Raw genomic sequence first — 20,892 nt, 5'->3', positions numbered from 1 at the left:
ACCGCCGTCACGGCGGCCATCGCGACGGCCATCAGAAGAGGAAGTACCGCTGTGCGAGCGGCAGTTCGGCGGCCGGGGACGGTTCGACCAGTTCCCCGTCGATGGTGACGGCGAAGCTGTCCGGAGCGACCTCCACCCTCGGCAGGGCGTCGTTCTCGCGCATGTCGGCCTTCGTACGCCCGCGAGTCGAGCGGATCGCGGTGAACTCCTTGGCCAGGCCGAGCCGTTCCGGCAACCCGTCGTCCAGCGCCGACTGGGTCACGAAGTTGACCGAGTTGAGCCCCGGCGCCTTGCCGTGTGCGCCGAACATGGGACGCGGAAGGACCGGCTGGGGCGTGGGGATGGAGGCGTTGGCGTCGCCCATCTGCGCGTACGCGATCTGGCCGCCCTTGATGACCACCTGGGGCTTGACGCCGAAGAACTTCGGGTCCCACAGCACCAGGTCGGCGAGCTTGCCGCTCTCGACCGAACCGATCTCGTGGTCGACGCCCTGGGCGACCGCCGCGTTGATCGTGTATTTGGCGACATAGCGACGCGCGCGCCGGTTGTCCGCCCGGGTGTCCCCCGGCAGGAAGCCGCGCCGCCGCTTCATCACGTGCGCGGTCTGCCAGGTCCGCATGACGACCTCGCCGACGCGCCCCATGGCCTGCGAGTCCGACGACATGATCGAGATGGCGCCGAGGTCGTGCAGGATGTCCTCGGCCCCGATGGTGGTGGGCCGGATGCGCGACTCGGCGAAGGCGAGGTCCTCGGGGACGGCCGGGTTGAGGTGGTGGCAGACCATCAGCATGTCGAGGTGTTCCTCGACGGTGTTGACGGTGTGCGGCCGGGTCGGGTTGGTGGAGCTCGGCAGCATGTTCGGCAGCGACACCGCCGTGATCATGTCCGGGGCGTGCCCGCCGCCCGCGCCCTCGACGTGGAAGGCGTGCAACGTACGGCCCGCGACGGCGTCGAACGTGGCGTCGATGAAGCCCGCTTCGTTCAGGGTGTCGGTGTGGACGGCGAGCTGGGCGCCGGTGTCCTCACAGACGTTCAGGCACGCGTCGATGGTGGCGGGTGTCGCGCCCCAGTCCTCGTGGATCTTGAAGCTCACGGCGCCGGCCCGCAGTTGGGCGTGCATCGACTCGCTGGAGACCGTGTTGCCCTTGCCGAGGAAGCCGATGTTGACGGGGCTCGACTCCATCGCCGCGAACATCCGGGCCAGGTGCCACGAACCAGGGGTGATCGTGGTCGCCTTGCTGCCCTCGGCCGGTCCGGTGCCGCCGCCGATGAGGGTGGTGACGCCGGAGGCGAGGGCCTCGTCGACGATGGTCGGCGAGATGAAGTGGATGTGGGTGTCGATGCCGCCCGCGGTGAGGATCTTGCCGTTGCCGGCGAGGATCTCGGTCTCCGGGCCGATGACGAGGTCCGGGTGCACGCCGTCCATCGTGTCCGGGTTGCCGGACTTGCCGATGCCGGTGATGCGGCCGTCGCGTATGCCGATGTCGGCCTTGACGATGCCCCAGTGGTCGATGATCACGGCGCCGGTGATGACGGTGTCGGGGGCGCCTTCGGCGCGCGTGGTGCGCGACTGCCCCATGGACTCGCGGATGACCTTGCCGCCGCCGAACACCGACTCGTCGCCGGAGCGTCCGGGGCCGCCGGAACGGTCCTCCTCGATCTCGACGAGGAGGTCGGTGTCGGCGAGCCGGATCCGGTCGCCCGTCGTGGGGCCGAACAAGTCGGCGTACGCGGCACGGGACAGCTCAGGCATCGAGGGCTCCTCCGGTCTCGCCGCGCAGTCCGGGCACGATCCGCAGACCGGCCAGGGGGACGAGTTCGACGTCGACGGGGATTCCGGGCTCGAAGCGCACGGCGGTGCCGGCGGCGATGTTGAGCCGCTTGCCGTGCGCGGCCGCACGGTCGAAGTCGAGACCGGGGTTGGCCTCGGCGAAGTGGTAGTGGGAGCCGACCTGGACGGGGCGGTCGGCGGCGTTGAGGACGGTGAGGGAGGTGACCTCGCGGCCTTCGTTGAAGGCGACGGGCTCATCGGCGAAGAGGATCTCGCCGGGTATCACGGGATGCGTGGGACTCATGCGGCCGGCCCCCGTCAGACGATCGGGTCGTGGACGGTGACGAGCTTGGTGCCGTCCGGGAAGGTGGCCTCGACCTGGACGTCGTGGATCATCTCCGGGATGCCGCTCATGACGTCGTCGCGCGTGAGCACCTTGCGACCCGACGACATGAGTTCGGCGACGGTGCGGCCGTCGCGGGCACCTTCGAGAATGTGGGAGGTGATGAGGGCGATCGCCTCGGGGTGGTTGAGCAGCAGCCCGCGCGCCCTTCGCTTCTCGGCCACATCCGCGGCCACATGGATGAGCAGTCTCTCCTGCTCGTGCGGCGTCAGTTGCACGCGTCCCACCTCACAGTCCTCGCTCCGGACCGTGCGGGGTCCGGCTGCCGCGGCCACCGCGACGGATATAGATGTAACACACAGGCAGCGCACTCGATCTTGCGCACCCCGGTTACCAAATCCCCTGGTGGCGTGGGCTCGCAGGCTAGTTGGGCGGAGTTTCAACGAGGTTAACCAGCACTTGACCACCCCATGACCGTCAGCTGGGCTTACCCATACTCATCAGGCCACGCAGACCGTCCTGCAACGCCCCGATGGGAACCTCGTCGAACAACGCCAGCTGGGCGGCGAAACCCTGGGCCGCGGCGATCATCACCCGCGCGACATGGTCCGCCGGGATGTCGTCCCGCATCATGCCCGCCGCCTGATACCCCTCGACGATCCTCACCCAGACGACCCGCACCTTGGCGTACCCCTGCTTCATCACCGCCGCGAGTTCTTCGTTGCGCAGGGTCTCCGCCCACACCTGGACGATCAGCCGGGGGAAGTACGGCGGCTCCCCTTCACGCGCCCCCTGCTTCTGGGCGAGCACCTGGGTCAGCGCCCGGCCGACCAGCACGTCCGGCGGAGGCGGCGGACTCTCCTCGGCGGCCGCCTCGAAGGTCTCCTGGATCCAGCTCAGGACCTCCCCGACGATCGCCGCGATCAGCTCCTCCTTGCCCCCGAAGTAGCGGTAGACGGCCCCGGCCGAGAGGCCCACCTCCTTGAGCACGTCCTGCATCGAGGTGGCGTGGAAGCCGTTGCGGGCAAAGCAGAGGGCGGCGCCGTCGAGGATCTGACGGCGGCGGGCGTCGAGGTGCTCCTGGGATACGCGGGCCATGGCGCCAAACTAAAACGAACATTCATTCTTGACAAGCGACGCCCCCGGCATCACAGTGTCTGAAGCTCGTAAAACGAACGATCATTCTCTTTGACTTCCGACAAGCGGGCGCGTCCCGCGGCACACAGATCCAGAAGGAGTTCAGCCCATGTCCACGCCGGTCGCCACCCCGCCCCCGCAGGGCCGTCGCATCCTGGCGGTGGCCATCCTGGTCTCCGCGCTGATGGCCCTGGCCCTGTGGGCCTTCGCCTGGCCCGCCACCAGGACCGCCCCCCGCGACCTGCCGCTCGGCGTGGCGGGGCCCGCCACGGCGACGGCTCCCCTCCAGTCCCAACTCGCGAAGAAGGAGGGCGCGTTCGAGATCCATCGGTACGCCGACGAGGCCGCGGCCCGCGACGCCATCGAGGACCGGACCGTATACGGAGCGGTGGTCGTCACGCCGCAGGGGATGAGACTCCTGACCGCCACGGCGGCGAGTCCGGTGGTCGCCCAGCTCCTGGAGCAGGCGGTGGCCGGTCAGGCCCCGGAGGGGACCGAGGTCACGACCACCGATGTGGTCGCCGCACCCGCCGACGACCCGCGGGGATCCGCGCTCGCGGCGAGCCTGCTGCCGCTGGTGATCGCGGGCGTGGCGGCAGGTTCTCTGGCGACGCTGCTCGGGCTGCGCGGTATCCGCGCGGTGGCGGCCCTGGTCCTCGCGGCGGCGGCGGTCGGCGTGGCCGCCGCCGCGCTCGCGCACAGCTGGCTGGGCCTGCTGGCCGGCGACTGGTGGGCGGAGGCAGGCACGTTGGGGCTCTCGACGCTCGCGGTGAGCGGCACCGTCGCCGGGCTCGCCGCACTCCTCGGTCCGGCGGGCATCGGCCTCGGCGCTCTGACGATGGTCCTCCTCGGCAACCCGTTCTCCGGCATCAGCTCCGCGCCGCAACTGCTGCCCGAACCGCTCGGATTCATCGGCCAGTTGCTGCCGCCCGGCGCCGGAGGCACCCTGCTGCGCTCGGTCTCGTTCTTCGACGGCGCGCGCGCCACGGGGCCCGTCCTCACCCTCGCCGTCTGGACACTGGTGGGCCTGACGGCCGTGCTGCTCGGCACGCTCCGCCGCCGCCCCGCCCCCGCGGGCGACGAGTCGGCGACGCCGAGGGAAGCCGTGCAGGTCGGCTGAGGCGGCAGCACGTGGCAGCACGCGAAGACGGCCGTACGCCCCCGCTGTAGCGGACGGGGGCGTACGGCCTTTCCCGCGGACGTGGTCATCCCGCCAGGCGGGCGCCGCGGCGCCAGATGGCACGGGTGTTGAGGGTGTCGCTGATGTCGCTGATCGGGTCGCCGTCGACCAGCAGAAGGTCGGCGCGGAGTCCCTCGGCGATGCGGCCCCGGTCGCTGAGGCGGAAGCGGCGGGCCGTGGTCGCCGTGGCCGCGCGCAGGGCCCGTGCGGGCGTGAGGCCGGCGGCCACGAGGTACTGCAGCTCATGGTGCAGGCTCGCTCCGTGTGCCAGGCCCCCGAAGAACGTCTCGGGCATGGAGACGTCGGTACCGGCCAGCACATCGATGCCGGCGGCGTCCAGAGCGCGCACGGTGTCGTACACGTCGTGGAGCTTGCCCTGCGGGTAGCGGTTGTAGCTGGACCGCAGGGTCTGGTCCCACTTGCTGTCGAGGCGGGCCGCGACCCGGGGGTCGTCGGCGAGTTCGCCGCCGGTGATCCCCATCATCGAGGCATTGAGGGTGATGCAGGGAACGACGAACATGCCCGCGTCCCTGATGAGGCCGATGATCTCGGCGGTGTGCGGCTGGTCCATGAACACGTGGGCGAGGCCGTCGATGCCGGCTTCGGCGGCCATCCTGGTGGCCTCCACGGTCAGCGCGTGGGCCACAGTGAGGGCCCCGTACTTCTTGGCTTCGGCCACACCGGCGTTCACCGTGGCCTGGTCGAGCGAGGGCAGCCCGGGGTGTCCCTCCACGCTGCCGTCGTCGATCATGAACTTGATGAAGTCGGATCCCCGGGCGAGGAGTTGAGGGACGAAAGCGGCCGCTTCCTCCGGCGTGGTGGAGAACGGCATCAGGGGCATCACCGGGGGCAGGTCCCACTTCGGCCGGAACCCCTCGGGCATCAGCTCGCTCGGGTGACCACCGGGCGGTGTGATGCCGAAGCCGGCAGAGCGCACGTCGGCCACGGTGTCGTCGTCGGTGATGAGCCCCCGGTTCTCCCGGGTGTTCATCCCCTGCATCTCCAGTTCGGTCGTCACCCCGAACCGCAGGGCGAGCGCCAGGGAGCCCGGGGCGGAGTGCACATGGGCGTCGATGAGTCCAGGCAGCAGTGTGGCGCCACTGCCGTCAACGATCTCGCTGCCCTGGGGCGCGTCGCCACCGACGCGGACGATCCTTGCGCCGTCGATGACCACGGTCTGCGCACCGATGGCCTTCTCCCCGTCGAAGACCCGGGCGTTGGTGATCGCGGTAAGTGCCATGGCAGTCCGCCTCGCTTTCCTGATGACTCATTCGCATTTACATACCTAATGCTATGTACTTGTTCGACGGTATGCAAATGTGCGGTGCGGGCCTAGAATCAGGCACATGAGCAGCGCGTCTTTCTCCGAGCAGCCCCCCGAGGACCAGGCACTGGACCAGATCGGCCCGGCGCTGTCACGTCTGCGGCGACGCGCACCCGCTTCGGGCAGGGACCTCTCCCGCAATCTCGTACTCAATGTGATCGCCGATGCGCCGGACGAGACGACCGTCGGTGGCCTCGCCGCCGAGATGGGCGTCGCCCAGCCGGTGGCCAGCCGGACCGTGTCCGCCTGCATCGACGACGGTCTGCTGCGCCGGGCCGCGTCCCAGGCCGACGGTCGCCGCACCGTGCTCGAACTCACCGAGCACGGCGAGGCCGAACGCAACCGCTTCGCCGCCGAGCAGCGAAAGGCGTTCCAGGAGATCACCGCTGCCTGGTCGCCGGAGGAACGAGTTCAGTTCGCACGCCTCTTGGTCCGATACGGCGCTGACGCCACGGCATGGTCCAGGAAACAATCCGCGAGCGGCGACTGAGCGAGTCGACAGCCCTACGCCCTCGGCTGGTTCGGGTGGGAGTCCCGGTGCTCGGCGGCGATACCGAAGCGTTGGCGTTCCCCGTTCGTTGCGGTGTTCGTACGCCCCGGTCCAGCGGACCGTCACCGTGCGAGCGGCGGCCTGCGTCCGCCGTGCCGGGTGGCCTGCTCGAAGGCGTGGCCGATCTCCAGGACGCGCAGGTCACAGCGGTGCGGGCCGACGATCTGGAGCCCGACCGGCAGGCCTTCCGGGGTGAACCCGGCGGGTACGGACAGGGCAGGGCTGCCGGTCGCGGACACCAGGTATGCCGAACGCATCCAGTCCAGGTAGCTCTCCATGGGCACCCCGTCGACCTCGCCGGGATACTCCAACTCAACGGGGAACGGCGCTACTTGACTGGCGGGAAGGATCAGAGCGTCGTAGCGCTCGAAGAACTCCCTTACCCGGTGGAACAGTTCGCCGTGGAGCACGGTGGCCCGCTCCAGGTCGACGCCGCTGAGCGCGCTGCCCTGCCGTACGTTGTCGACGAGGCTGGGTTTCATCCGGTCCGCCGCCGTGTCCAGGAGAGCGCCGAGCCCCAGGTGGAACTGCCAGGCGCGGAAGGTACGGAAGACGTCGTCGGCGCCGGACAGGTCGGGGCACGCCTCCTCGACCGCGCACCCCAGGTCCGCGAACACCCGTACGGCGGGGGCCAGTACGTCGGTGACCTCGCGGTCGACCGGGACCGCACCGCCCAGGTCGGGCGACCAGGCGATCCGAAGCCCCGTCAGATCCCGTTCCAGTGAGCCGCCGAACGCGCTTCCCGGCGTCTCCAGGGCGATCGGCGAGCGGGGGTCGGGCCCGGCGATGACGGAGAGCAGCAGCGCCGTGTCGGCGACCGTGCGCGCCATGGGGCCCTGCACGGCCATCGTCGACCAAGGCGCGGTCTCCGGCCAGCTCGGCACCCGGCCGGGCGAGGGGCGCAGGCCCACGACGTTGCAGAACGACGCGGGGTTGCGCAGCGAACCGCCCATGTCGCTGCCGTCGGCCAGGGCATGCATGCCGCAGGCGAGGGCGGCCGCCGCTCCCCCGCTGCTGCCGCCCGCCGACCTGCTCAGGTCGTACGGATTGCGGGTCGCCCCGAAGACCGGGTTGAAGGTGTGCGAACCGGCCGCGAACTCGGGGACGTTGGTCTTGCCGATCGTGATCGCCCCGGCGCCGCGGATGCGTTCGACGATCAGCTCGTCACGGTCCGGGATGTTGTCGGCGAGCAGTGGCGTGCCGTAGGTGGTCCGGATCCCGCGGGTGTCGTGGGTGTCCTTGTGGGCCACGGGCAGCCCGTGCAGCGGGCCGAGCGGACCGCCGCGCGCGGCCCGGTCGTCGGCCGTGCGCGCCTCGTCGAGCGCGCGCTCCGCGGCCAGGGTCACCACGGCGTTCACCGCGCCGTTGACCTGCTCGATCCGGTCCAGGTGCGCCTGGACGACCTCGCGGGTGGACAGTTCGCGGGCACGGAGCCCGGCGGCGAGTTCGCGGGCGGTGAGGTGGACGAGCTCGGTGGTTTCGGGACTCATACGGCGCTTTCGGGGTTCATACGACACCTTCGGCTCGGGAATGGCTGCGCGACGAGAGGCAGCATGCCCACCTCGCCGCACCGGCCATGCGGGTCACCATGCCGCCTCCGGCCGCCTCCTGAGCGCCCGTCATGCCCGTCGAGGAGATCCGAAGCGTCCGGGACGCGGCTCAAACGAACCAAACGGGCTACCTCGTTCGGCGTAGACGATCGTCGTCTTAGAGACCGTCACCAGTTGCGCCCCGCGCGTACATCAGGGGCGGAATCTTCCGTTCCGCTGCTGGTCGCACCGTCCTCTGGCCCCTTCACCGGATCTCGAATCCGGCCTTGTCCACCCGAACGGTTCAGGCGTGAGGAGCCTCACAAAACGCCGTTTCGGCTCGGAATTCGAGCCGTTGACGGGTCAAGATCCCTTCCGACGACAAGCCCCCGCCACAGCGGCGGGGCGGTCCGGGCGGACGCCGAGTCCTGCCGCCGCCCGGATGCCCGGTCGACATCGGTGCACCGGCAGGAGTGGAGGACCCAAGCACGACGGGTCGGTCCGGACGGTCCGGACAACGGCCCTTGGGGTGAAGCCGCGTACGCGGCCGGGCAACTTCGCCAGCCCGAATCCGACAGGTCATCCTTCACAGGCGGCTGACGAAGGGTTGCGCATGACCGCGCTGAATCATGTTCCGTCGCTGCTGACCAGGGCCGGTTCCGCCTCGGTCCTCACGCTCGCCGTGGTGGGCGGCACCCTCGTGGCCCCAGGGCTCACGACGGAGGCAGAGGCCGCGACGCCCGGAGCGAAGGCGCTCCGGGTCGCCGCTTCCAAGAAGGGCTCCCCGTACAGCTATGGAGCTGCGGGACCTCACCGGTTCGACTGCTCGGGCCTGACGCGCTACTCGTTCAAACGCGCGGGCAAGAAGCTCCCGCGCACCGCCGCGCAGCAGTACAACAGGACCCGCCACGTCTCCGCGTCGAACCGCTCCCGCGGCGACCTGGTCTTCTTCCGCTCCGGCGGGAGCGTCTACCACGTGGGCATCTACGCCGGTAAGGGCCGGATCTGGCACGCCCCCAAGTCGAACACCGTGGTGCGCCTGGAGAAGATCTGGACCAGGAGCGTCTCGTACGGCAGGGTCCGCTGACCGGTCGTCACCGACCTCAGGCCCGCCGGAGGGCGGCGGCAGGCGGCCACACGGCCGCTGCCGCCGCCCGACCGGGCCCCCGCACGGCGCGCCCGCCATGCGTGGAGCACGGCGGCGCGGATACTCGTGGGCCATGTCCGAAAACAACGGCTCCCCCGTCCCAGGCGACCCGCACGGGCGCAACGAGACCCGGTTCGAGCGCGCCGACCGCAACTTCGGGGAGCTCCTCCAGGAGCTGCGGGTCACGCAGACCGGCGTGCAGATCCTCTTCGCGTTCCTGCTGACGCTGGCCTTCACCGAGCGATTTCCCTCGCTCGACACGGCGCAGCGCGCCACGTACGTCACCACGCTGCTCCTCGCCGTTCTCGCGGCGGCGTTGTTCACCGCGCCGGCCGCCGTGCACAGGACCCTGTTCCAGCAGCACTCCAAGCCGCTGATCGTGCGCGTCTCGTCCCGCCTCGCCGCGATCGGCATGGGGGTCCTGGTGTTCGCGCTCTCCGGTTCCGTGCTCCTGGTCGTGGACGTGGCCGTCGGCCGCACCGGCGGGATCATCGCGAGCGCCGGCACGCTGGTGGTGTGCGGCGGCCTCTGGGGCGTGCTGCCCCGCCTCGTGCGCCGCGCGGACGCCGAACCGGACAACGAGCAAGAGCAAGGACGTCGACACGACGGATGAGGTCAGGCCACGAGAGCCTCGGTGACGAGCACCAGTCCGAGGACACTCAGCGCGGCGCCCGTGCAGCCCTCGACGGCACGGGCCGTACGCGGCTCGCGCAGCCACCGCCCGAGCCGGTCCACCAGGAGCGCCACCGCGGGGAACCACGCCAGAGCCATGGCCACGATGATGGACGCGAGCAGCAGCGTCCTCGGCATCGCGGGGCTGCCCGCGGGCACGAACTGCGGCAGCACGCTCAGGAAGGTGATGGGCGCCTTGGGGTTGAGGGCGTTGGTCAGGAAGCCCTGTCGCAGACTGCCACCCGACGCCGCGGGCTCCTGGCCGTCCCGCGCGCCGGCCCTCCGCGGCGCCCGCGCCGCCGACCGCAGCGCGCGGTACCCGAGGTACAGGACATAGGCCCCGCCCATGAGTTGCAGCGCCCGGAAGAGGGTGGGCACCGCCGCGAGGACCGCCGCGACCCCGGCCACCGCGAGCGCCGTGTGGATCAGGAGCCCGCCCGCGACGCCGATCGCGCAGGTGACACCCGCCCGGCGGGAGGTGAGCGCGTTGCGCACCACGACGGCGAAGTCGGCGCCCGGCATGGCGACCATGCCCGCGGCGACCCCGGTGAAGGCGACCAGTTGTGCGTCCATGGCGCCCACCCTGCCGTTCTTCTGCCTTCAGCAGGTATGTGGAATATCCTGGGTCTGCCTTAAGCAGACGTTTACCCCAAGACGTTTACCCCCTGCCGGCGGCAGGCACCACCGGGAGACACCATGTACGACCCGACGCGGCTCGCCGCACTGGTGGCGGTCTCCGAGGCCGGGTCGATCACCCGCGCAGCCGAGCGCCTCGGCTACACCGTCCCCGCACTCTCCCAGCAGCTGGCCAAGCTCGAACGGGAGGCGGGCACCGCGCTCCTGGTCCGGCATCACCGCGGTGCGCGGCTGACCGGCGCGGGCGAGCTGCTCCTCGCGCGGGCGCGCCGGGTCCTGGACGAGATGGAGCGGGCCCGTCACGAACTGGCCCAGCTGACGGGCCTGACCGGCGGCAGACTGCGCGTGGGCACCTTCACCACGGCCGGCATCCATCTGATGCCGCCCGCCCTGACCGCGTTCCGGCGCGCCCATCCGGACATCGAGCTGACGGTCCGGGGCTATGAGCCGCCGCTCGGCGTCGCGGCCGTGGCGGCGGGCGAGGTCGACCTGGCCCTCACGCACACCTACGAGCCCGCGGACCCGGTGCCGCTGCCCGCTTCCGTGACCGCCGAGCCGGTCCTGGTCGAGGAGTTGGTCCTGGTCACCTCGCCCGGCCACGCGCTCGCGGGCGCCTCGTCGCGGCTGCCGCTGAGCGAGCTCGCCGGGCAGCCGCTGATCAGCATGGCGCCGACGCATCCGCCCCGGCAGGGAGTGGAGTCCGCGCTCGTCCGGGCCGGGGCCACTGCCTCGGTCCTCGTCGAGACTCCGGGGTACGCGCTGGTGTGCGCGCTGGTCAGCGCCGGGCTCGGCGTCGCCGTCGTACCGGAGATGGTGGCGCGGACGGCGGCCACCCCGGTGGGCGTGCGGCCGCTGGAGCCGGGGAATCTGCGCCGTACGATCTCGGTCGTCCACCGCGGCGACGAGTCGCACCCCGCGGCTGACACCTTCCGTGCCCTGCTCCGGGGGGCCTTCGGACGCTCAGCGGTGTGAGTGCGAGGGTGTCTCGCCCCGGACCGGCGCGGTCCACGGCAGTGCGATCCAGACCGTCTTGCCGCCCTCGTCCGTGGGCGTGACCGACAGTCTGCCGCCGCACTCCAGGGTCAGCCAGCGGATGATCACCATGCCACGGCCGTTGTCCTGCTGGACGGCGGCGGGCAGCCGCTTGGGATAGCGGGGATGGCTGTCGGTGACGCCGATGCGCAGCTGCTCGTCCCGGTCGAGTTCGATCTCCACCGTGAACGTGGGCGACTCACCGCGGGTGTGCTGGACGGCGTTCGTGGCGAGTTCGGAGACGATGAGCCTGAGCGTGTCGGCCACTTCGGTGTCGGCCGGCTGTCCCCACCCGGTGAGGACGGTCGACACGAATTTCCGGGCCGCGGAGACCGAGGCAGGATCGCTCGGCAGGGTGACGGATGCTTCCTGAAGGTCTGCCATGGCGACGCTGTCCCTTTCCCACCGGGGCTGGACTCCGACGCGTGGCGGAGGAGACGAGGAACAGCCCCGGACTGGTGCTTCGCGCCAGCCTGCCACTCCTGGGTCCCTCACGGGTGGCGATCCACCGAGATGTGCATATATCTGTCGCTCGAAGCGGTGAACTCTGCTACGGCAGAACGTATTTGGGCGGGAGGCCGGCACTTCCTCTACTGTCGCCGGGGAAAGTCCTGGAAGGGCCCGGAAAAGGGCTCCGTCGGGAAGGAGACGGACATGCGGTACGGCCCCGCGGTGCGCCGTCGCAAACTCGGCACGGAACTGCGCGCGCTGCGCACGCTCGCGGGGCTCACCAGTGGCCAGGCGGCGAGCCGGGTCGGCTGGCATCAGTCGAAGGTGAGCCGGATCGAGACGGGACGTAGCGGCGTCAAGGCGGCCGACGTACGCCTGCTGCTCGAGGCGTACGAGGTGGCGGACCCGCAACTGCGCCAGTTGCTGGTGGCGTTGGCGGGCTCGGAGGACGACGGCGGTCACCGCCACTGGTGGCACGCCTATCGCGAGCTGCTGCCGCCCGCCTACCGCGATTTCATCAGCCTCGAATCACAGGCCTGCCGGATGCGCACCCTGGAGACCACCGTCGTTCCCGGCCTGCTGCAGACGCCGGACTACGCGCGTGCGGTGACGCGGGCCGCCCTCGACGGGCTGCCACAGGAGCAGGTGGACGCGCTGGTGGAGGTGCGTCTGGCCCGCCAGGACGTGCTGCGCGCGGCGCCGCCGCTGCGGCTGAGCGTGATCCTGGACGAGGCGGTGCTGCACCGGCCTGTGGGCGGGAGCCAGGTACTCACCGGTCAGTTGAAACGGTTACTGGAATCCGCGCAGTTGCCCCATGTGCGGCTTCAGGTGCTGCCGTTCTCCGCCGGAGAGCATGTCGGCCTCATCGGCCCTTTCGTTATCTTCTCCTTTCCGAACATCTCTGATCTGGATGTGGTTGTTCTCGACCACTTGACGAGTAGCCTCTACCTCGAACGGAGAGAGGACCTCCGGGCCTATACGGAAGCCTTCAACTCCCTTCAGAGAAAGGCACTCTCACCCGAGGAATCAACGGATCACATCGCCGGGATCGGTGACGGCGTGTAAGGGGGCACCATGACTGCACTCCTTCGGCACGTACCTTCCAGCACGTCCCTGCACGGAGCGCGGTGGCACCGCAGCAGCCGCAGCAACGGAATGAACAACTGCGTGGAGACGGCCCCGCTCACATCAGGGCAGACATCGGGGCTCGTCGCCGTACGCGATTCGAAGAACACGGCAGGGCCCGCCCTGCTCTTCTCGCCCACCACATGGGAGGCCTTCGTCCACGGCCTTCGCTGACTACCGGGGTGCGGTGCGGCTGATCACTCGTACGGCGTCGGCGATGCGCGCGTCGCTCAGATCCGCCCGGGCGGTCAGCCGCAGCCGGGAGATGCCGTCCGGCACCGACGGCGGACGGAAGCAGCCGACGGCGAGTCCCGCCTCGCGGCAGTCGGCGGCCCACCGCACGGCCGCCTCCGGTGACGGTGCGCGCACGGAGACGACGGCGGCGTCGGGGCGTACCGACGCGAGACCTTCCGCGGTGAGGCGTTCATGCAGCTGGGTGGCGACCGCGCGGGCCCGTGCGGCGCGCTCGGGCTCCCTGCGCAGCAGCCGCAGCGCGGCGAGTGCCGCGCCCGCGGCGGCGGGCGCGAGGCCCGTGTCGAAGATGAAGGTGCGGGCCGTGTTGACCAGATGATCGATGACCTTGGCGGGGCCGAGGACCGCGCCGCCCTGGCTGCCGAAGGACTTCGACAGGGTGACCGTGGCCACGGTGTGGGCGGCGCCCGCCAGGCCGGCCGCCTGCGGGGCGCCCCGTCCGCCGTCGCCGAGGACGCCGAGTCCATGGGCGTCGTCGACGATGAGCCCGGCGCCGGACTCCTCGCATACGGAGGCGAGTTCGGCCAGCGGAGCCGCGTCGCCGTCGACCGAGAAGACGGTGTCGGAGACGACGACCGCAGGGCCCGTGTGGCCGTCGAGCGTCTTGCGGACCGCTTCGGGGTCGGCGTGCGGCACCACCTGCGTAACGCCGCGCGCGAGACGGCAGCCGTCGATCAGCGAGGCGTGGTTGCCCGCGTCCGAGACGATCAGCGAGCCGTGCGGGGCGAGCGCGGTGACGGCCGCGAGGTTCGCGGCGTAACCGGAGGACAGGACGAGGGCCGACTCGAAGCCGCAGAACGCGGCGAGTTCGCGCTCAAGGTCCGCGTGCAGCTCGGTGGAGCCCGTCACCAGGCGGGAGCCGGTCGCCCCGCCGCCCCAGCGCCGGGCCGCCGCCGCCGCGCCCTCGGTGATCTCGGGGTGCCTGGCCAGGCCCAGATAGTCGTTGCTCGCCAGGTCCAGGAGGCCGCCCGCGTCGGCCGGGCGGGGGCGCAGGGTGCGGGCGAGTCCGGCCCGGGCACGCAGGGTCGCCTGCTCGTCGATCCAGTCGAACGGCGAGCTCGCCATGGGATTCCTCCGGGTCGTGATCACTGGCCGGTTTGTAGACAGTGCACAGACCCTAGCCGTCCGGCCACCGGGCCAGGATGTGGCAATACCCACACCTCTCAGCGTTTCTGTTGTGCGAAGTCTCCTTGGAAAGGGAGCCTGTCGTGCGTAAGGATCAGCGCCATGGATCTGCTGAACACGCTGGTGGACAAGGGGCTTCGGCGCGAGCTGCCGACCCGTGAAGAGGCGCTGGCCGTGCTGGCCACCTCCGACGACGAGCTTCTCGACGTGGTTGCCGCCGCCGGGAAGGTACGGCGGCAGTGGTTCGGGCGGCGGGTGAAACTCAACTATCTGGTCAATCTCAAGTCGGGTCTCTGCCCCGAGGACTGCTCGTACTGTTCGCAGCGTCTCGGCTCGACGGCCGGGATCCTCAAGTACACCTGGCTGAAGCCCGACGAGGCCTCGCAGGCCGCGGCGGCCGGAGTGGCGGGCGGCGCGAAGCGGGTCTGCCTGGTCGCCAGCGGCCGGGGTCCCACGGACCGCGACGTCGACCGGGTCTCGCAGACCATCGAGGCGATCAAAGAACAGAACGAGGACGTCGAGGTCTGCGCGTGCCTCGGGCTGCTCTCCGCCGGACAGGCGGACAAACTGCGCACAGCGGGCGCGGACGCGTACAACCACAACCTCAATACGTCCGAGGGGACGTACGGACAGATCACCACGACCCACACCTACGCCGACCGCGTGGACACGGTGCAGCAGGCGCAGGCCGCGGGTCTCTCCGCCTGCTCGGGTCTGATCGCGGGCATGGGCGAGACGGATGACGACCTGGTGGACGTGGTCTTCGCGCTGCGCGACCTGGACCCCGACTCGGTGCCGGTGAACTTCCTGATCCCCTTCGAGGGCACGCCCCTGGCCAAGGAGTGGAACCTCACCCCGCAGCGCTGTCTGCGCATCCTCGCGATGGTCCGCTTCGTCTGCCCCGACGTGGAGGTCCGCATCGCGGGCGGGCGCGAGGTACATCTGCGCAGCATGCAGCCGCTGGCGCTGCACCTCGCCAACTCGATCTTCCTCGGCGACTATCTGACCAGCGAGGGCCAGGCGGGCAAGACCGACCTGGACATGATCGCGGACGCCGGTTTCGAGGTCGAGGGCGCGGACACCGTGACGCTGCCGGAGCACCGCGCGGACGCGCTCGCGGCGGCGGGGCCGGGGTGCGGGTCGCATGGGGACGGCGGGGGCGGGTGCGGGCCGTGCGGTTCGTCCGCACCTGCCGAGGGCGCGGAGACCTCGGCCGCCGAGACGTCCGAGGCGCGTACGGATCTGGTGGCGGTACGCCGCCGGGGCGCGGGAACGGATCTGGCACCCAATGCCTGACCTCTCCGTCCCCGAACTTCTCGACCTCGACCGGCGCCATGTGTGGCATCCGTACGGTCCCATGCCCGGCCGGCAGGAGCCCCTCGTCGTCGAGTCGGCGAGCGGTGTAAGGCTCCGCCTCGCCGACGGCGGGGGCGAGTTGATCGACGGCATGTCGTCCTGGTGGTCGGCGATCCACGGCTACAACCACCCCGTCCTCAACGACGCCGTACGCGGCCAGCTCGACCGGATGAGCCATGTCATGTTCGGCGGGCTCACCCATGAGCCCGCGGTCCGCCTGGCGAAGCACCTGGTCGACATGTCGCCCCAAGGACTTGAGCACGTCTTCCTCGCGGACTCCGGCTCGGTGTCGGTCGAGGTCGCGGTCAAGATGTGCCTGCAGCACTGGCGCTCGCTCGGCCGCCCGGCCAAGCGGCGGATGCTGACCTGGCGGGGCGGCTACCACGGGGACACGTGGCAGCCGATGTCGGTGTGCGACCCCGAGGGCGGCATGCACGAGCTGTGGCAAGGGGTGCTGCCCGAGCAGCTGTTCGCGGACGCGCCGCCGGCGGGCTACGAGGCGTACGACGACGCGTACGCCGAGCACCTCCGGGAGCTGATCGGGCGCCACGCCGACGAGCTCGCGGCCGTGATCGTGGAGCCCGTGGTGCAGGGCGCGGGCGGGATGCGGTTCCACTCCCCCGCCTATCTGCGGGTGCTGCGGGAGGCGTGCGACGAACACGACGTGCTGCTCGTGTTCGACGAGATCGCCACCGGGTTCGGCCGCACGGGAAGGCTCTTCGCCGCGGACCACGCGGGTGTCACCCCCGATGTGATGTGCGTGGGCAAGGCGCTGACCGGCGGCTATCTGACGATGGCGGCGACGCTGTGCACGCCACGGGTCGCGGACGGCATCTCGCGGGGCGAGGTGCCGGTCCTTGCCCACGGCCCGACGTTCATGGGCAATCCGCTCGCCGCCGCGGTGGCCTGCGCCTCGATCGAGCTGCTGCTCGGGCAGGACTGGCAGACCGAGGTCAAGCGCATCGAGGCAGGCCTGCGCGGCACGCTGGCCGAGGCGTCCGCGCTGCCGGGCGTACGGGACGTACGGGTGCTCGGCGCGATCGGCGTCGTGCAACTGGACCACGACGTGGACATGGCAGCGGCCACCCGCGCCGCGACGCGCGAGGGGGTGTGGGTGCGGCCGTTCCGCGACCTCATCTACACGATGCCGCCGTTCGTCACGAGCGACGACGACGTGGCACGGATCGGGCGCGCGGTGTGCGCGGCGGCGAAGGAGGGCTGAGATGACGGTCATCGTGGTGTCGGGGACGGGCACCGAGATCGGCAAGACGGTGACGACGGCCGCGGTCGCGGCCCTCGCGCTGGCGCAGGGGCGCAGTGTCGCGATGCTGAAGCCCGCGCAGACGGGGGTGGCGCCTGGTGAGCCGGGCGACGCGGGGGAGGTGACGCGCCTGGCGGGCGAGGCGATCACCACGCTCGAACTGGCCCGCTTCCCGGAGCCGTTGGCACCGGACACCGCGGCGCGGCGGGCGGGCATGGCGCAGGTACGCGCCCACGAAGTGGCCGAGGCGGCCACCAAGTTGGCCGCGTCGCACGATCTGGTCCTGGTGGAGGGCGCGGGCGGCCTGCTGGTCCGCTACGACGACGAGGGCACCACCCTCGCCGACGCGGCGCGCCTGCTCGGGGCGCCGGTCCTGGTGGTCGCGTCGGCGGGCCTTGGCACACTCAACACGACAACGCTGACGTCCGAAGCACTACGCGCGCGCGGCCTCACTCCCCTGGGCGTCGTGATCGGCTGCTGGCCGAGCACCCCCGACCTGGCTTCCCGCTGCAATCTGGCGGACCTCCCCAAGGCGGCGGGCACACAGCTGCTCGGCGCGATCCCGGAGGGTTCGGGCGCTCTGTCCCCGGCCGATTTCCGCTCCCGGGCCGGGAGTTGGATGGGCCCGGAGCTGGGGGGCGTATGGAACAGCGAGGCGTTCGGGGGGCGGGAGGGGCCGGAGGGGGCGCGGAGCTGAGGGCGGGGCCTTTGCGGGCGGGGAGTGACCGGCGGGTGGTTCGTCCGCGTCGGCATGGGGGAAACCGACCGTGCCAGGGCACCATTGCGGTAACCGCTCGCCCCGTCGAGGAGGGCCCATGTCACCTCGCTCCGCCAAGGCCGCGTCCAGGGACGCCGTGCACCACCCCGTTTTCGCCCGTTTCTACGCCCGCCAGAGCGTGGCCGCCGAGCGCGTGATCAGCGCGCACCGCAAGGAACTGCTCGCCGGGCTCTCCGGTCGGGTGATCGAGGTCGGCGCGGGAAACGGGCTGAACTTCGCCTACTACCCGGCAGCGGTCTCCGAAGTCGTGGCCATCGAACCGGAGCGCATCCTGCGGCAGCTGGCCGCGTCGGCGGCCGTGCGGGCCGACGTGCCCGTAGACGTCGTGCCCGGCGCCGCCGAGGCCCTGCCCGTCAAGAGCGAGGCCTTCGACGGCGCCGTGGCCTCCCTGGTGCTCTGCAGCGTGCGCGACGTGCCCCGCGCCCTCAGCGAGCTGCGGCGCGTCCTGCGGCCCGGCGGCGAGCTGCGCTTCTTCGAGCACGGTGTGGCGCCGGGCTCGGCGATGAGGGCCGCACAGCGCGCCCTCGACCACACGGTCTGGCCGCTGCTCTTCGGCGGCTGTCACGTCGGCCGGGACACGATCGGCGCCCTGCGCGAGGCGGGGTTCGAACTCGGCTCGTACCGAAGCCTGTTGGTGCCCGCCAAGGGACCACGGCTACCCAGCTCGTACTGCGTCCTCGGCACGGCCCGACGACCGGAGAGCGACTGAGCGGCAGACAAGCCCCGGAGACGCTCAGATCGCCTGCGTCAGATTCACCGCGTTGCCGTCCGGATCCTTGATGTGCGCCACCCGCTGCCCCCACGGCATATCGGTGGCCGGCCCCAGCACCTCTCCCCCGAGGGATTCCACCCGCTTGAGGAGGTCGTCCACCGCCTCCACCGCCACGCTCAGCAGAATCCGCTGCGGCGTATCCAGCGGCACCGTCGTGTCCGAGACCACGCCGAGTTCCGAGTCCCCGATGCGCAGATCCACGAAGAACGCGGGGCCTTCCTCCGGCACCCTCGACACTTCATCGGCCCCGAGGAGCTCCTGGTAGAACGTGAGCAGGCGGTCGAGTTCAGGGGTGATGATCATCGGCTGGATGGCGGCAGGCATGGCGTCCTCCTGAAGTGCGGCTCTCGCGCCGAACCTATCCTCGCCGCATGATCAATGGCGCACACCTCATCATTTACAGCAACGACGCCGCGGCCGACCGGGCCTTCTTCAGGGACGTACTGGAGTACCCGCATGTCGACGCGGGCGGCGGCTGGCTGATCTTCAAGCTGCCGCCGTCCGAGGTCGCCGTCCATCCCACCCCGGGGCCGGAGTCGCACGAGCTCTATCTGATGTGCGACGACGTGGAGCGAACCGTGCGCGAACTGGGCTCCAAGGGCGTGGAGTTCACCCAGGAGGTCACCGACGCGGGCTGGGGCCTCCTCGCCCGCCTCAGACTGCCGGGCGGCGGCGAGGTCGGTCTGTACGAGCCGCGCCACGAACGGGCCACCGAGCTGTGAGGCGCCGGAAAGCCCGCCCCCGCAGGACCGCTACAGGCTCCATTTCCGCAGCTCGTCCGCGATGGCGTACACGCTCGCCCCGTCCTCCTTCACAAGCCGGGCCAGATCGCGGACCTGCTCGGCCGATGTGACGACCTTGATGCCGCTGGCGACCAGGTAGGCGTAGGCGACGGACGAGGCGAAGAGGGCGTTGGAGCGTTCCAGGGCGGGGATGTGCAGGAGGATCTGGAGCAGGGCGGCCGCCCGGTCGTGCGGGCTCTCGTAGACGGCCGTGCCGAATATCTCCGCCTCGTGCCGGCTGATGGCGGCCACCAGGGCTCCCCAGTCGGTGACCTGCGGGTCTCCGGGCGTCTTGTGTTCGGCGATCATCAACAGCCAGGCAAGATCGATTCTGAGGTTCAAGAGCTCAACGACGACCCTCGCGCTCGGGACCGAACTCTTCGGCGAAGACGGATTCGTACTGCTTCATGAAGTCGGCGGCGGCCTCGACGAAGGTGTGTCCGACCTCGCCGGCGTCCTGTCTGACCAGTTCCTCGATGTAGCGGTTCACGCTCATCCCGCGGGCCAGCGCACGCTCTCGCGCGGCCCGTGCGGTGCCTTCGTCCACCCGCACGTTCAGCTGAGTCTTCGCCATGCCCTCAAGCTAGCGCCGGGGCGCTAGCGTCAGCAAGGGGGCCATCGGAGCGCGGGAGGGCGCACAGGGCGCGCGACGGCGGCACCGGAGACGATGCCCCTTACACACGCCTAAGGGTCACGACCTCGGAGGGATACCGGCAGCCCGCCCTGACCCTCTACTCTGCGCAGGACCAAGGGAGTTGGCAGATCCGCGAGCATATCCGCGAGCCAGGAGGCCGCCTTGTCCACACCTGCTTCGGCAACCGCAACGGACCGATCCGAGCCCGCCAAGGTCGCCGCACGCGCGCGTGGCCTGACCAAGGCATACGGCTCCGGTGAGACGACCGTGCTCGCCCTCGACTCGGTCGACGTGGACATCGCGCGCGGCCACTTCACCGCGGTCATGGGCCCGTCCGGTTCGGGTAAGTCCACGCTCATGCACCTGCTCGCCGGGCTCGACACGGTCTCGGCCGGTCAGGTGTGGCTCGGCGACACCGAGATCACGGGGCTCAGGGAACGCGAGCTGACCCAGCTGCGGCGCGACCGCATCGGGTTCATGTTCCAGTCCTTCAACCTCATCCCCACCCTCAACGCCGCCGAGAACATCACGCTGCCGATGGACATCGCCGGTCAGCGCCCCGACCAGAAGTGGCTGGAGTACGTCATCGACACGCTCGGTCTGCGCGACCGTCTGGGGCACCGGCCCGCCCAGCTCTCCGGCGGCCAGCAGCAGCGCGTGGCGTGCGCGCGGGCTCTCGCGTCGCGCCCCGAGCTGATCTTCGCGGACGAGCCGACCGGCAACCTCGACTCGCGGGCGGGCCTCGAGGTGCTGGGCTTCCTGCGCGAGGCCGTCGACAACCTGGAGCAGACGGTCGTCATGGTGACCCACGATCCGGGCGCAGCCGCCCACGCCGACCTGGTGCTCTTCCTCGCGGACGGCCGGATCGTCGACGAGATGCCGCACCCGACGGCGGAGTCCGTCCTGGAACGTCTCAAGCGCTTCGACGTGCACGCGCTGCCGCACTCCGACACATCGGACGGCTCGGGCCCCCCGGACCACGAGCGGGCACCGGACGGCTCCGCCGCGCCGGGCCAGGACTGAGGCGGTCCGCGGC

At 70.8% G+C, this 20,892-nt stretch carries 25 protein-coding genes and 1 riboswitch; of the genes, 13 read left to right on the top strand and 12 right to left on the bottom strand.

The window, feature by feature from the left end:
• Window positions 1–31 precede the first annotated feature (31 nt).
• The 4 genes from ACGFX9_RS22490 to ACGFX9_RS22475 form a co-directional block, all read right to left on the bottom strand.
• Window positions 32–1,753, bottom strand: a complete 1,722-nt coding sequence (locus ACGFX9_RS22490; protein WP_393474658.1) for an urease subunit alpha — start codon at window positions 1,751–1,753, stop codon at window positions 32–34.
• A complete protein-coding gene (locus ACGFX9_RS22485) occupies window positions 1,746–2,057 on the bottom strand; it encodes an urease subunit beta (protein WP_393475391.1) in 312 nt (103 codons plus the stop codon). Before ACGFX9_RS22485 ends, ACGFX9_RS22490 begins: the two co-directional genes overlap by 8 nt.
• 32 nt (window positions 2,058–2,089) lie before the next feature.
• On the bottom strand, window positions 2,090–2,392 hold the full coding sequence (locus ACGFX9_RS22480) for an urease subunit gamma (RefSeq protein ID WP_266873899.1): 303 nt from the start codon (window positions 2,390–2,392) through the stop codon (window positions 2,090–2,092).
• A gap of 199 nt (window positions 2,393–2,591) precedes the next feature.
• Entirely contained in the window at window positions 2,592–3,212 is a 621-nt protein-coding gene (locus ACGFX9_RS22475; protein ID WP_393474655.1) for a TetR/AcrR family transcriptional regulator, read from the bottom strand.
• A gap of 148 nt (window positions 3,213–3,360) precedes the next feature.
• Here ACGFX9_RS22475 and ACGFX9_RS22470 point away from each other — a divergent pair, with 148 nt between their 5' ends.
• Window positions 3,361–4,371: an ABC transporter permease gene (locus ACGFX9_RS22470; RefSeq protein WP_393474652.1), complete on the top strand. Its 1,011-nt coding sequence runs from the start codon at window positions 3,361–3,363 to the stop codon at window positions 4,369–4,371.
• A gap of 85 nt (window positions 4,372–4,456) precedes the next feature.
• Here the strand turns inward: ACGFX9_RS22470 and ACGFX9_RS22465 are convergent, their stop codons facing one another.
• Window positions 4,457–5,671, bottom strand: a complete 1,215-nt coding sequence (locus tag ACGFX9_RS22465; RefSeq protein WP_393474649.1) for an amidohydrolase family protein — start codon at window positions 5,669–5,671, stop codon at window positions 4,457–4,459.
• Between the two features lie 106 nt (window positions 5,672–5,777).
• On the opposite strand from ACGFX9_RS22465, the gene ACGFX9_RS22460 reads away from it, so the two are divergent.
• On the top strand, window positions 5,778–6,245 hold the full coding sequence (locus ACGFX9_RS22460; protein WP_393474646.1) for a MarR family winged helix-turn-helix transcriptional regulator: 468 nt from the start codon (window positions 5,778–5,780) through the stop codon (window positions 6,243–6,245).
• Window positions 6,246–6,367: 122 nt separating this feature from the next.
• On the opposite strand, the gene ACGFX9_RS22455 is transcribed toward ACGFX9_RS22460, so the two are convergent.
• Window positions 6,368–7,795, bottom strand: a complete 1,428-nt coding sequence (locus ACGFX9_RS22455) for an amidase (protein ID WP_393474643.1) — start codon at window positions 7,793–7,795, stop codon at window positions 6,368–6,370.
• Window positions 7,796–8,278: 483 nt separating this feature from the next.
• Window positions 8,279–8,444, top strand: a riboswitch (cyclic di-AMP (ydaO/yuaA leader).
• 3 nt (window positions 8,445–8,447) lie between these two features.
• On the opposite strand from ACGFX9_RS22455, the gene ACGFX9_RS22450 reads away from it, so the two are divergent.
• Window positions 8,448–8,921, top strand: a complete 474-nt coding sequence (locus tag ACGFX9_RS22450) for a C40 family peptidase (protein WP_393474640.1) — start codon at window positions 8,448–8,450, stop codon at window positions 8,919–8,921.
• A 133-nt stretch (window positions 8,922–9,054) separates the two neighbouring features.
• Complete coding sequence (locus tag ACGFX9_RS22445) at window positions 9,055–9,594, top strand: DUF6328 family protein (RefSeq protein ID WP_393474638.1); 540 nt, start codon at window positions 9,055–9,057, stop codon at window positions 9,592–9,594.
• A 2-nt stretch (window positions 9,595–9,596) separates the two neighbouring features.
• On the opposite strand, the gene ACGFX9_RS22440 is transcribed toward ACGFX9_RS22445, so the two are convergent.
• Window positions 9,597–10,226, bottom strand: coding sequence for a LysE family translocator (locus tag ACGFX9_RS22440; protein ID WP_393474635.1), 630 nt, complete (start codon window positions 10,224–10,226; stop codon window positions 9,597–9,599).
• Between the two features lie 123 nt (window positions 10,227–10,349).
• On the opposite strand from ACGFX9_RS22440, the gene ACGFX9_RS22435 reads away from it, so the two are divergent.
• Complete coding sequence (locus tag ACGFX9_RS22435; protein WP_393474633.1) at window positions 10,350–11,261, top strand: LysR family transcriptional regulator; 912 nt, start codon at window positions 10,350–10,352, stop codon at window positions 11,259–11,261.
• Here ACGFX9_RS22435 and ACGFX9_RS22430 read toward each other — a convergent pair.
• Entirely contained in the window at window positions 11,250–11,705 is a 456-nt protein-coding gene (locus tag ACGFX9_RS22430) for an ATP-binding protein (RefSeq protein ID WP_393474630.1), read from the bottom strand. The two genes, ACGFX9_RS22435 and ACGFX9_RS22430, sit on opposite strands and share 12 nt — an antisense overlap.
• Window positions 11,706–11,975: 270 nt before the next feature.
• On the opposite strand from ACGFX9_RS22430, the gene ACGFX9_RS22425 reads away from it, so the two are divergent.
• Window positions 11,976–12,836 carry a helix-turn-helix domain-containing protein gene (locus ACGFX9_RS22425; RefSeq protein ID WP_393474627.1) on the top strand — a complete coding sequence of 287 codons (861 nt, stop codon included), beginning with the start codon at window positions 11,976–11,978 and terminating at the stop codon, window positions 12,834–12,836.
• Between the two features lie 9 nt (window positions 12,837–12,845).
• Window positions 12,846–13,070 carry a DUF397 domain-containing protein gene (locus ACGFX9_RS22420; protein ID WP_393474624.1) on the top strand — a complete coding sequence of 75 codons (225 nt, stop codon included), beginning with the start codon at window positions 12,846–12,848 and terminating at the stop codon, window positions 13,068–13,070.
• Here ACGFX9_RS22420 and ACGFX9_RS22415 read toward each other — a convergent pair whose 3' ends face one another.
• Window positions 13,071–14,213, bottom strand: a complete 1,143-nt coding sequence (locus tag ACGFX9_RS22415; RefSeq protein WP_393474621.1) for an 8-amino-7-oxononanoate synthase — start codon at window positions 14,211–14,213, stop codon at window positions 13,071–13,073.
• A gap of 162 nt (window positions 14,214–14,375) precedes the next feature.
• Between ACGFX9_RS22415 and bioB the strand changes: the two genes are divergently transcribed.
• From bioB to ACGFX9_RS22395, 4 genes are all read left to right on the top strand, one after another.
• Complete coding sequence (gene bioB / locus ACGFX9_RS22410) at window positions 14,376–15,569, top strand: biotin synthase BioB (RefSeq protein WP_393474619.1); 1,194 nt, start codon at window positions 14,376–14,378, stop codon at window positions 15,567–15,569.
• A complete protein-coding gene (locus ACGFX9_RS22405; RefSeq protein WP_393474617.1) occupies window positions 15,562–16,851 on the top strand; it encodes an adenosylmethionine--8-amino-7-oxononanoate transaminase in 1,290 nt (429 codons plus the stop codon). The genes bioB and ACGFX9_RS22405 overlap by 8 nt, the downstream gene beginning before the upstream one ends.
• 1 nt (window position 16,852) lies before the next feature.
• Window positions 16,853–17,587, top strand: a complete 735-nt coding sequence (gene bioD, locus ACGFX9_RS22400; RefSeq protein ID WP_393474614.1) for a dethiobiotin synthase — start codon at window positions 16,853–16,855, stop codon at window positions 17,585–17,587.
• Between the two features lie 118 nt (window positions 17,588–17,705).
• The gene (locus tag ACGFX9_RS22395) at window positions 17,706–18,377 is read left to right on the top strand and encodes a class I SAM-dependent methyltransferase (protein WP_393474611.1); all 672 of its coding nucleotides are present in this window, start codon (window positions 17,706–17,708) and stop codon (window positions 18,375–18,377) included.
• Between the two features lie 24 nt (window positions 18,378–18,401).
• Here the strand turns inward: ACGFX9_RS22395 and ACGFX9_RS22390 are convergent, their stop codons facing one another.
• The gene (locus ACGFX9_RS22390) at window positions 18,402–18,764 is read right to left on the bottom strand and encodes a VOC family protein (RefSeq protein ID WP_393474608.1); all 363 of its coding nucleotides are present in this window, start codon (window positions 18,762–18,764) and stop codon (window positions 18,402–18,404) included.
• 47 nt (window positions 18,765–18,811) lie between these two features.
• Here ACGFX9_RS22390 and ACGFX9_RS22385 point away from each other — a divergent pair, with 47 nt between their 5' ends.
• Complete coding sequence (locus tag ACGFX9_RS22385; RefSeq protein WP_393474606.1) at window positions 18,812–19,162, top strand: VOC family protein; 351 nt, start codon at window positions 18,812–18,814, stop codon at window positions 19,160–19,162.
• 30 nt (window positions 19,163–19,192) lie between these two features.
• Here the strand turns inward: ACGFX9_RS22385 and ACGFX9_RS22380 are convergent, their stop codons facing one another.
• The gene (locus ACGFX9_RS22380; protein WP_393474604.1) at window positions 19,193–19,564 is read right to left on the bottom strand and encodes a fic family toxin-antitoxin system, toxin component; all 372 of its coding nucleotides are present in this window, start codon (window positions 19,562–19,564) and stop codon (window positions 19,193–19,195) included.
• Between the two features lie 4 nt (window positions 19,565–19,568).
• Window positions 19,569–19,796: an antitoxin gene (locus tag ACGFX9_RS22375; RefSeq protein WP_393474601.1), complete on the bottom strand. Its 228-nt coding sequence runs from the start codon at window positions 19,794–19,796 to the stop codon at window positions 19,569–19,571.
• A 222-nt stretch (window positions 19,797–20,018) separates the two neighbouring features.
• Here ACGFX9_RS22375 and ACGFX9_RS22370 point away from each other — a divergent pair, with 222 nt between their 5' ends.
• A complete protein-coding gene (locus ACGFX9_RS22370; protein WP_393474598.1) occupies window positions 20,019–20,879 on the top strand; it encodes an ABC transporter ATP-binding protein in 861 nt (286 codons plus the stop codon).
• The last annotated feature ends 13 nt before the right edge of the window (window positions 20,880–20,892 follow it).

Source organism: Streptomyces sp. NPDC048436, assembly GCF_043200355.1.
GTDB lineage: Bacteria > Actinomycetota > Actinomycetes > Streptomycetales > Streptomycetaceae > Streptomyces.
The sequence above is the reverse complement of the archived record's forward strand: the minus strand, read 5'-3'. Positions and strand labels throughout refer to the sequence as shown.

Coding starts and splice junctions, on each gene's coding strand:
- ACGFX9_RS22470 (WP_393474652.1), top strand. CDS start 3,361: ATGTCCACGCCGGTCGCCACCCCGCCCCCGCAGGGCCGTCGCATCCTG.
- ACGFX9_RS22465 (WP_393474649.1), bottom strand. CDS start 5,671: ATGGCACTTACCGCGATCACCAACGCCCGGGTCTTCGACGGGGAGAAG.
- ACGFX9_RS22375 (WP_393474601.1), bottom strand. CDS start 19,796: ATGGCGAAGACTCAGCTGAACGTGCGGGTGGACGAAGGCACCGCACGG.
- ACGFX9_RS22440 (WP_393474635.1), bottom strand. CDS start 10,226: ATGGACGCACAACTGGTCGCCTTCACCGGGGTCGCCGCGGGCATGGTC.
- bioD (WP_393474614.1), top strand. CDS start 16,853: ATGACGGTCATCGTGGTGTCGGGGACGGGCACCGAGATCGGCAAGACG.
- ACGFX9_RS22490 (WP_393474658.1), bottom strand. CDS start 1,753: ATGCCTGAGCTGTCCCGTGCCGCGTACGCCGACTTGTTCGGCCCCACG.
- ACGFX9_RS22415 (WP_393474621.1), bottom strand. CDS start 14,213: ATGGCGAGCTCGCCGTTCGACTGGATCGACGAGCAGGCGACCCTGCGT.
- ACGFX9_RS22445 (WP_393474638.1), top strand. CDS start 9,055: ATGTCCGAAAACAACGGCTCCCCCGTCCCAGGCGACCCGCACGGGCGC.
- ACGFX9_RS22385 (WP_393474606.1), top strand. CDS start 18,812: ATGATCAATGGCGCACACCTCATCATTTACAGCAACGACGCCGCGGCC.
- ACGFX9_RS22395 (WP_393474611.1), top strand. CDS start 17,706: ATGTCACCTCGCTCCGCCAAGGCCGCGTCCAGGGACGCCGTGCACCAC.
- ACGFX9_RS22475 (WP_393474655.1), bottom strand. CDS start 3,212: ATGGCCCGCGTATCCCAGGAGCACCTCGACGCCCGCCGCCGTCAGATC.
- ACGFX9_RS22455 (WP_393474643.1), bottom strand. CDS start 7,795: ATGAGTCCCGAAACCACCGAGCTCGTCCACCTCACCGCCCGCGAACTC.
- ACGFX9_RS22425 (WP_393474627.1), top strand. CDS start 11,976: ATGCGGTACGGCCCCGCGGTGCGCCGTCGCAAACTCGGCACGGAACTG.
- ACGFX9_RS22430 (WP_393474630.1), bottom strand. CDS start 11,705: ATGGCAGACCTTCAGGAAGCATCCGTCACCCTGCCGAGCGATCCTGCC.
- ACGFX9_RS22460 (WP_393474646.1), top strand. CDS start 5,778: ATGAGCAGCGCGTCTTTCTCCGAGCAGCCCCCCGAGGACCAGGCACTG.
- ACGFX9_RS22420 (WP_393474624.1), top strand. CDS start 12,846: ATGACTGCACTCCTTCGGCACGTACCTTCCAGCACGTCCCTGCACGGA.
- ACGFX9_RS22405 (WP_393474617.1), top strand. CDS start 15,562: ATGCCTGACCTCTCCGTCCCCGAACTTCTCGACCTCGACCGGCGCCAT.
- bioB (WP_393474619.1), top strand. CDS start 14,376: ATGGATCTGCTGAACACGCTGGTGGACAAGGGGCTTCGGCGCGAGCTG.
- ACGFX9_RS22390 (WP_393474608.1), bottom strand. CDS start 18,764: ATGCCTGCCGCCATCCAGCCGATGATCATCACCCCTGAACTCGACCGC.
- ACGFX9_RS22435 (WP_393474633.1), top strand. CDS start 10,350: ATGTACGACCCGACGCGGCTCGCCGCACTGGTGGCGGTCTCCGAGGCC.
- ACGFX9_RS22450 (WP_393474640.1), top strand. CDS start 8,448: ATGACCGCGCTGAATCATGTTCCGTCGCTGCTGACCAGGGCCGGTTCC.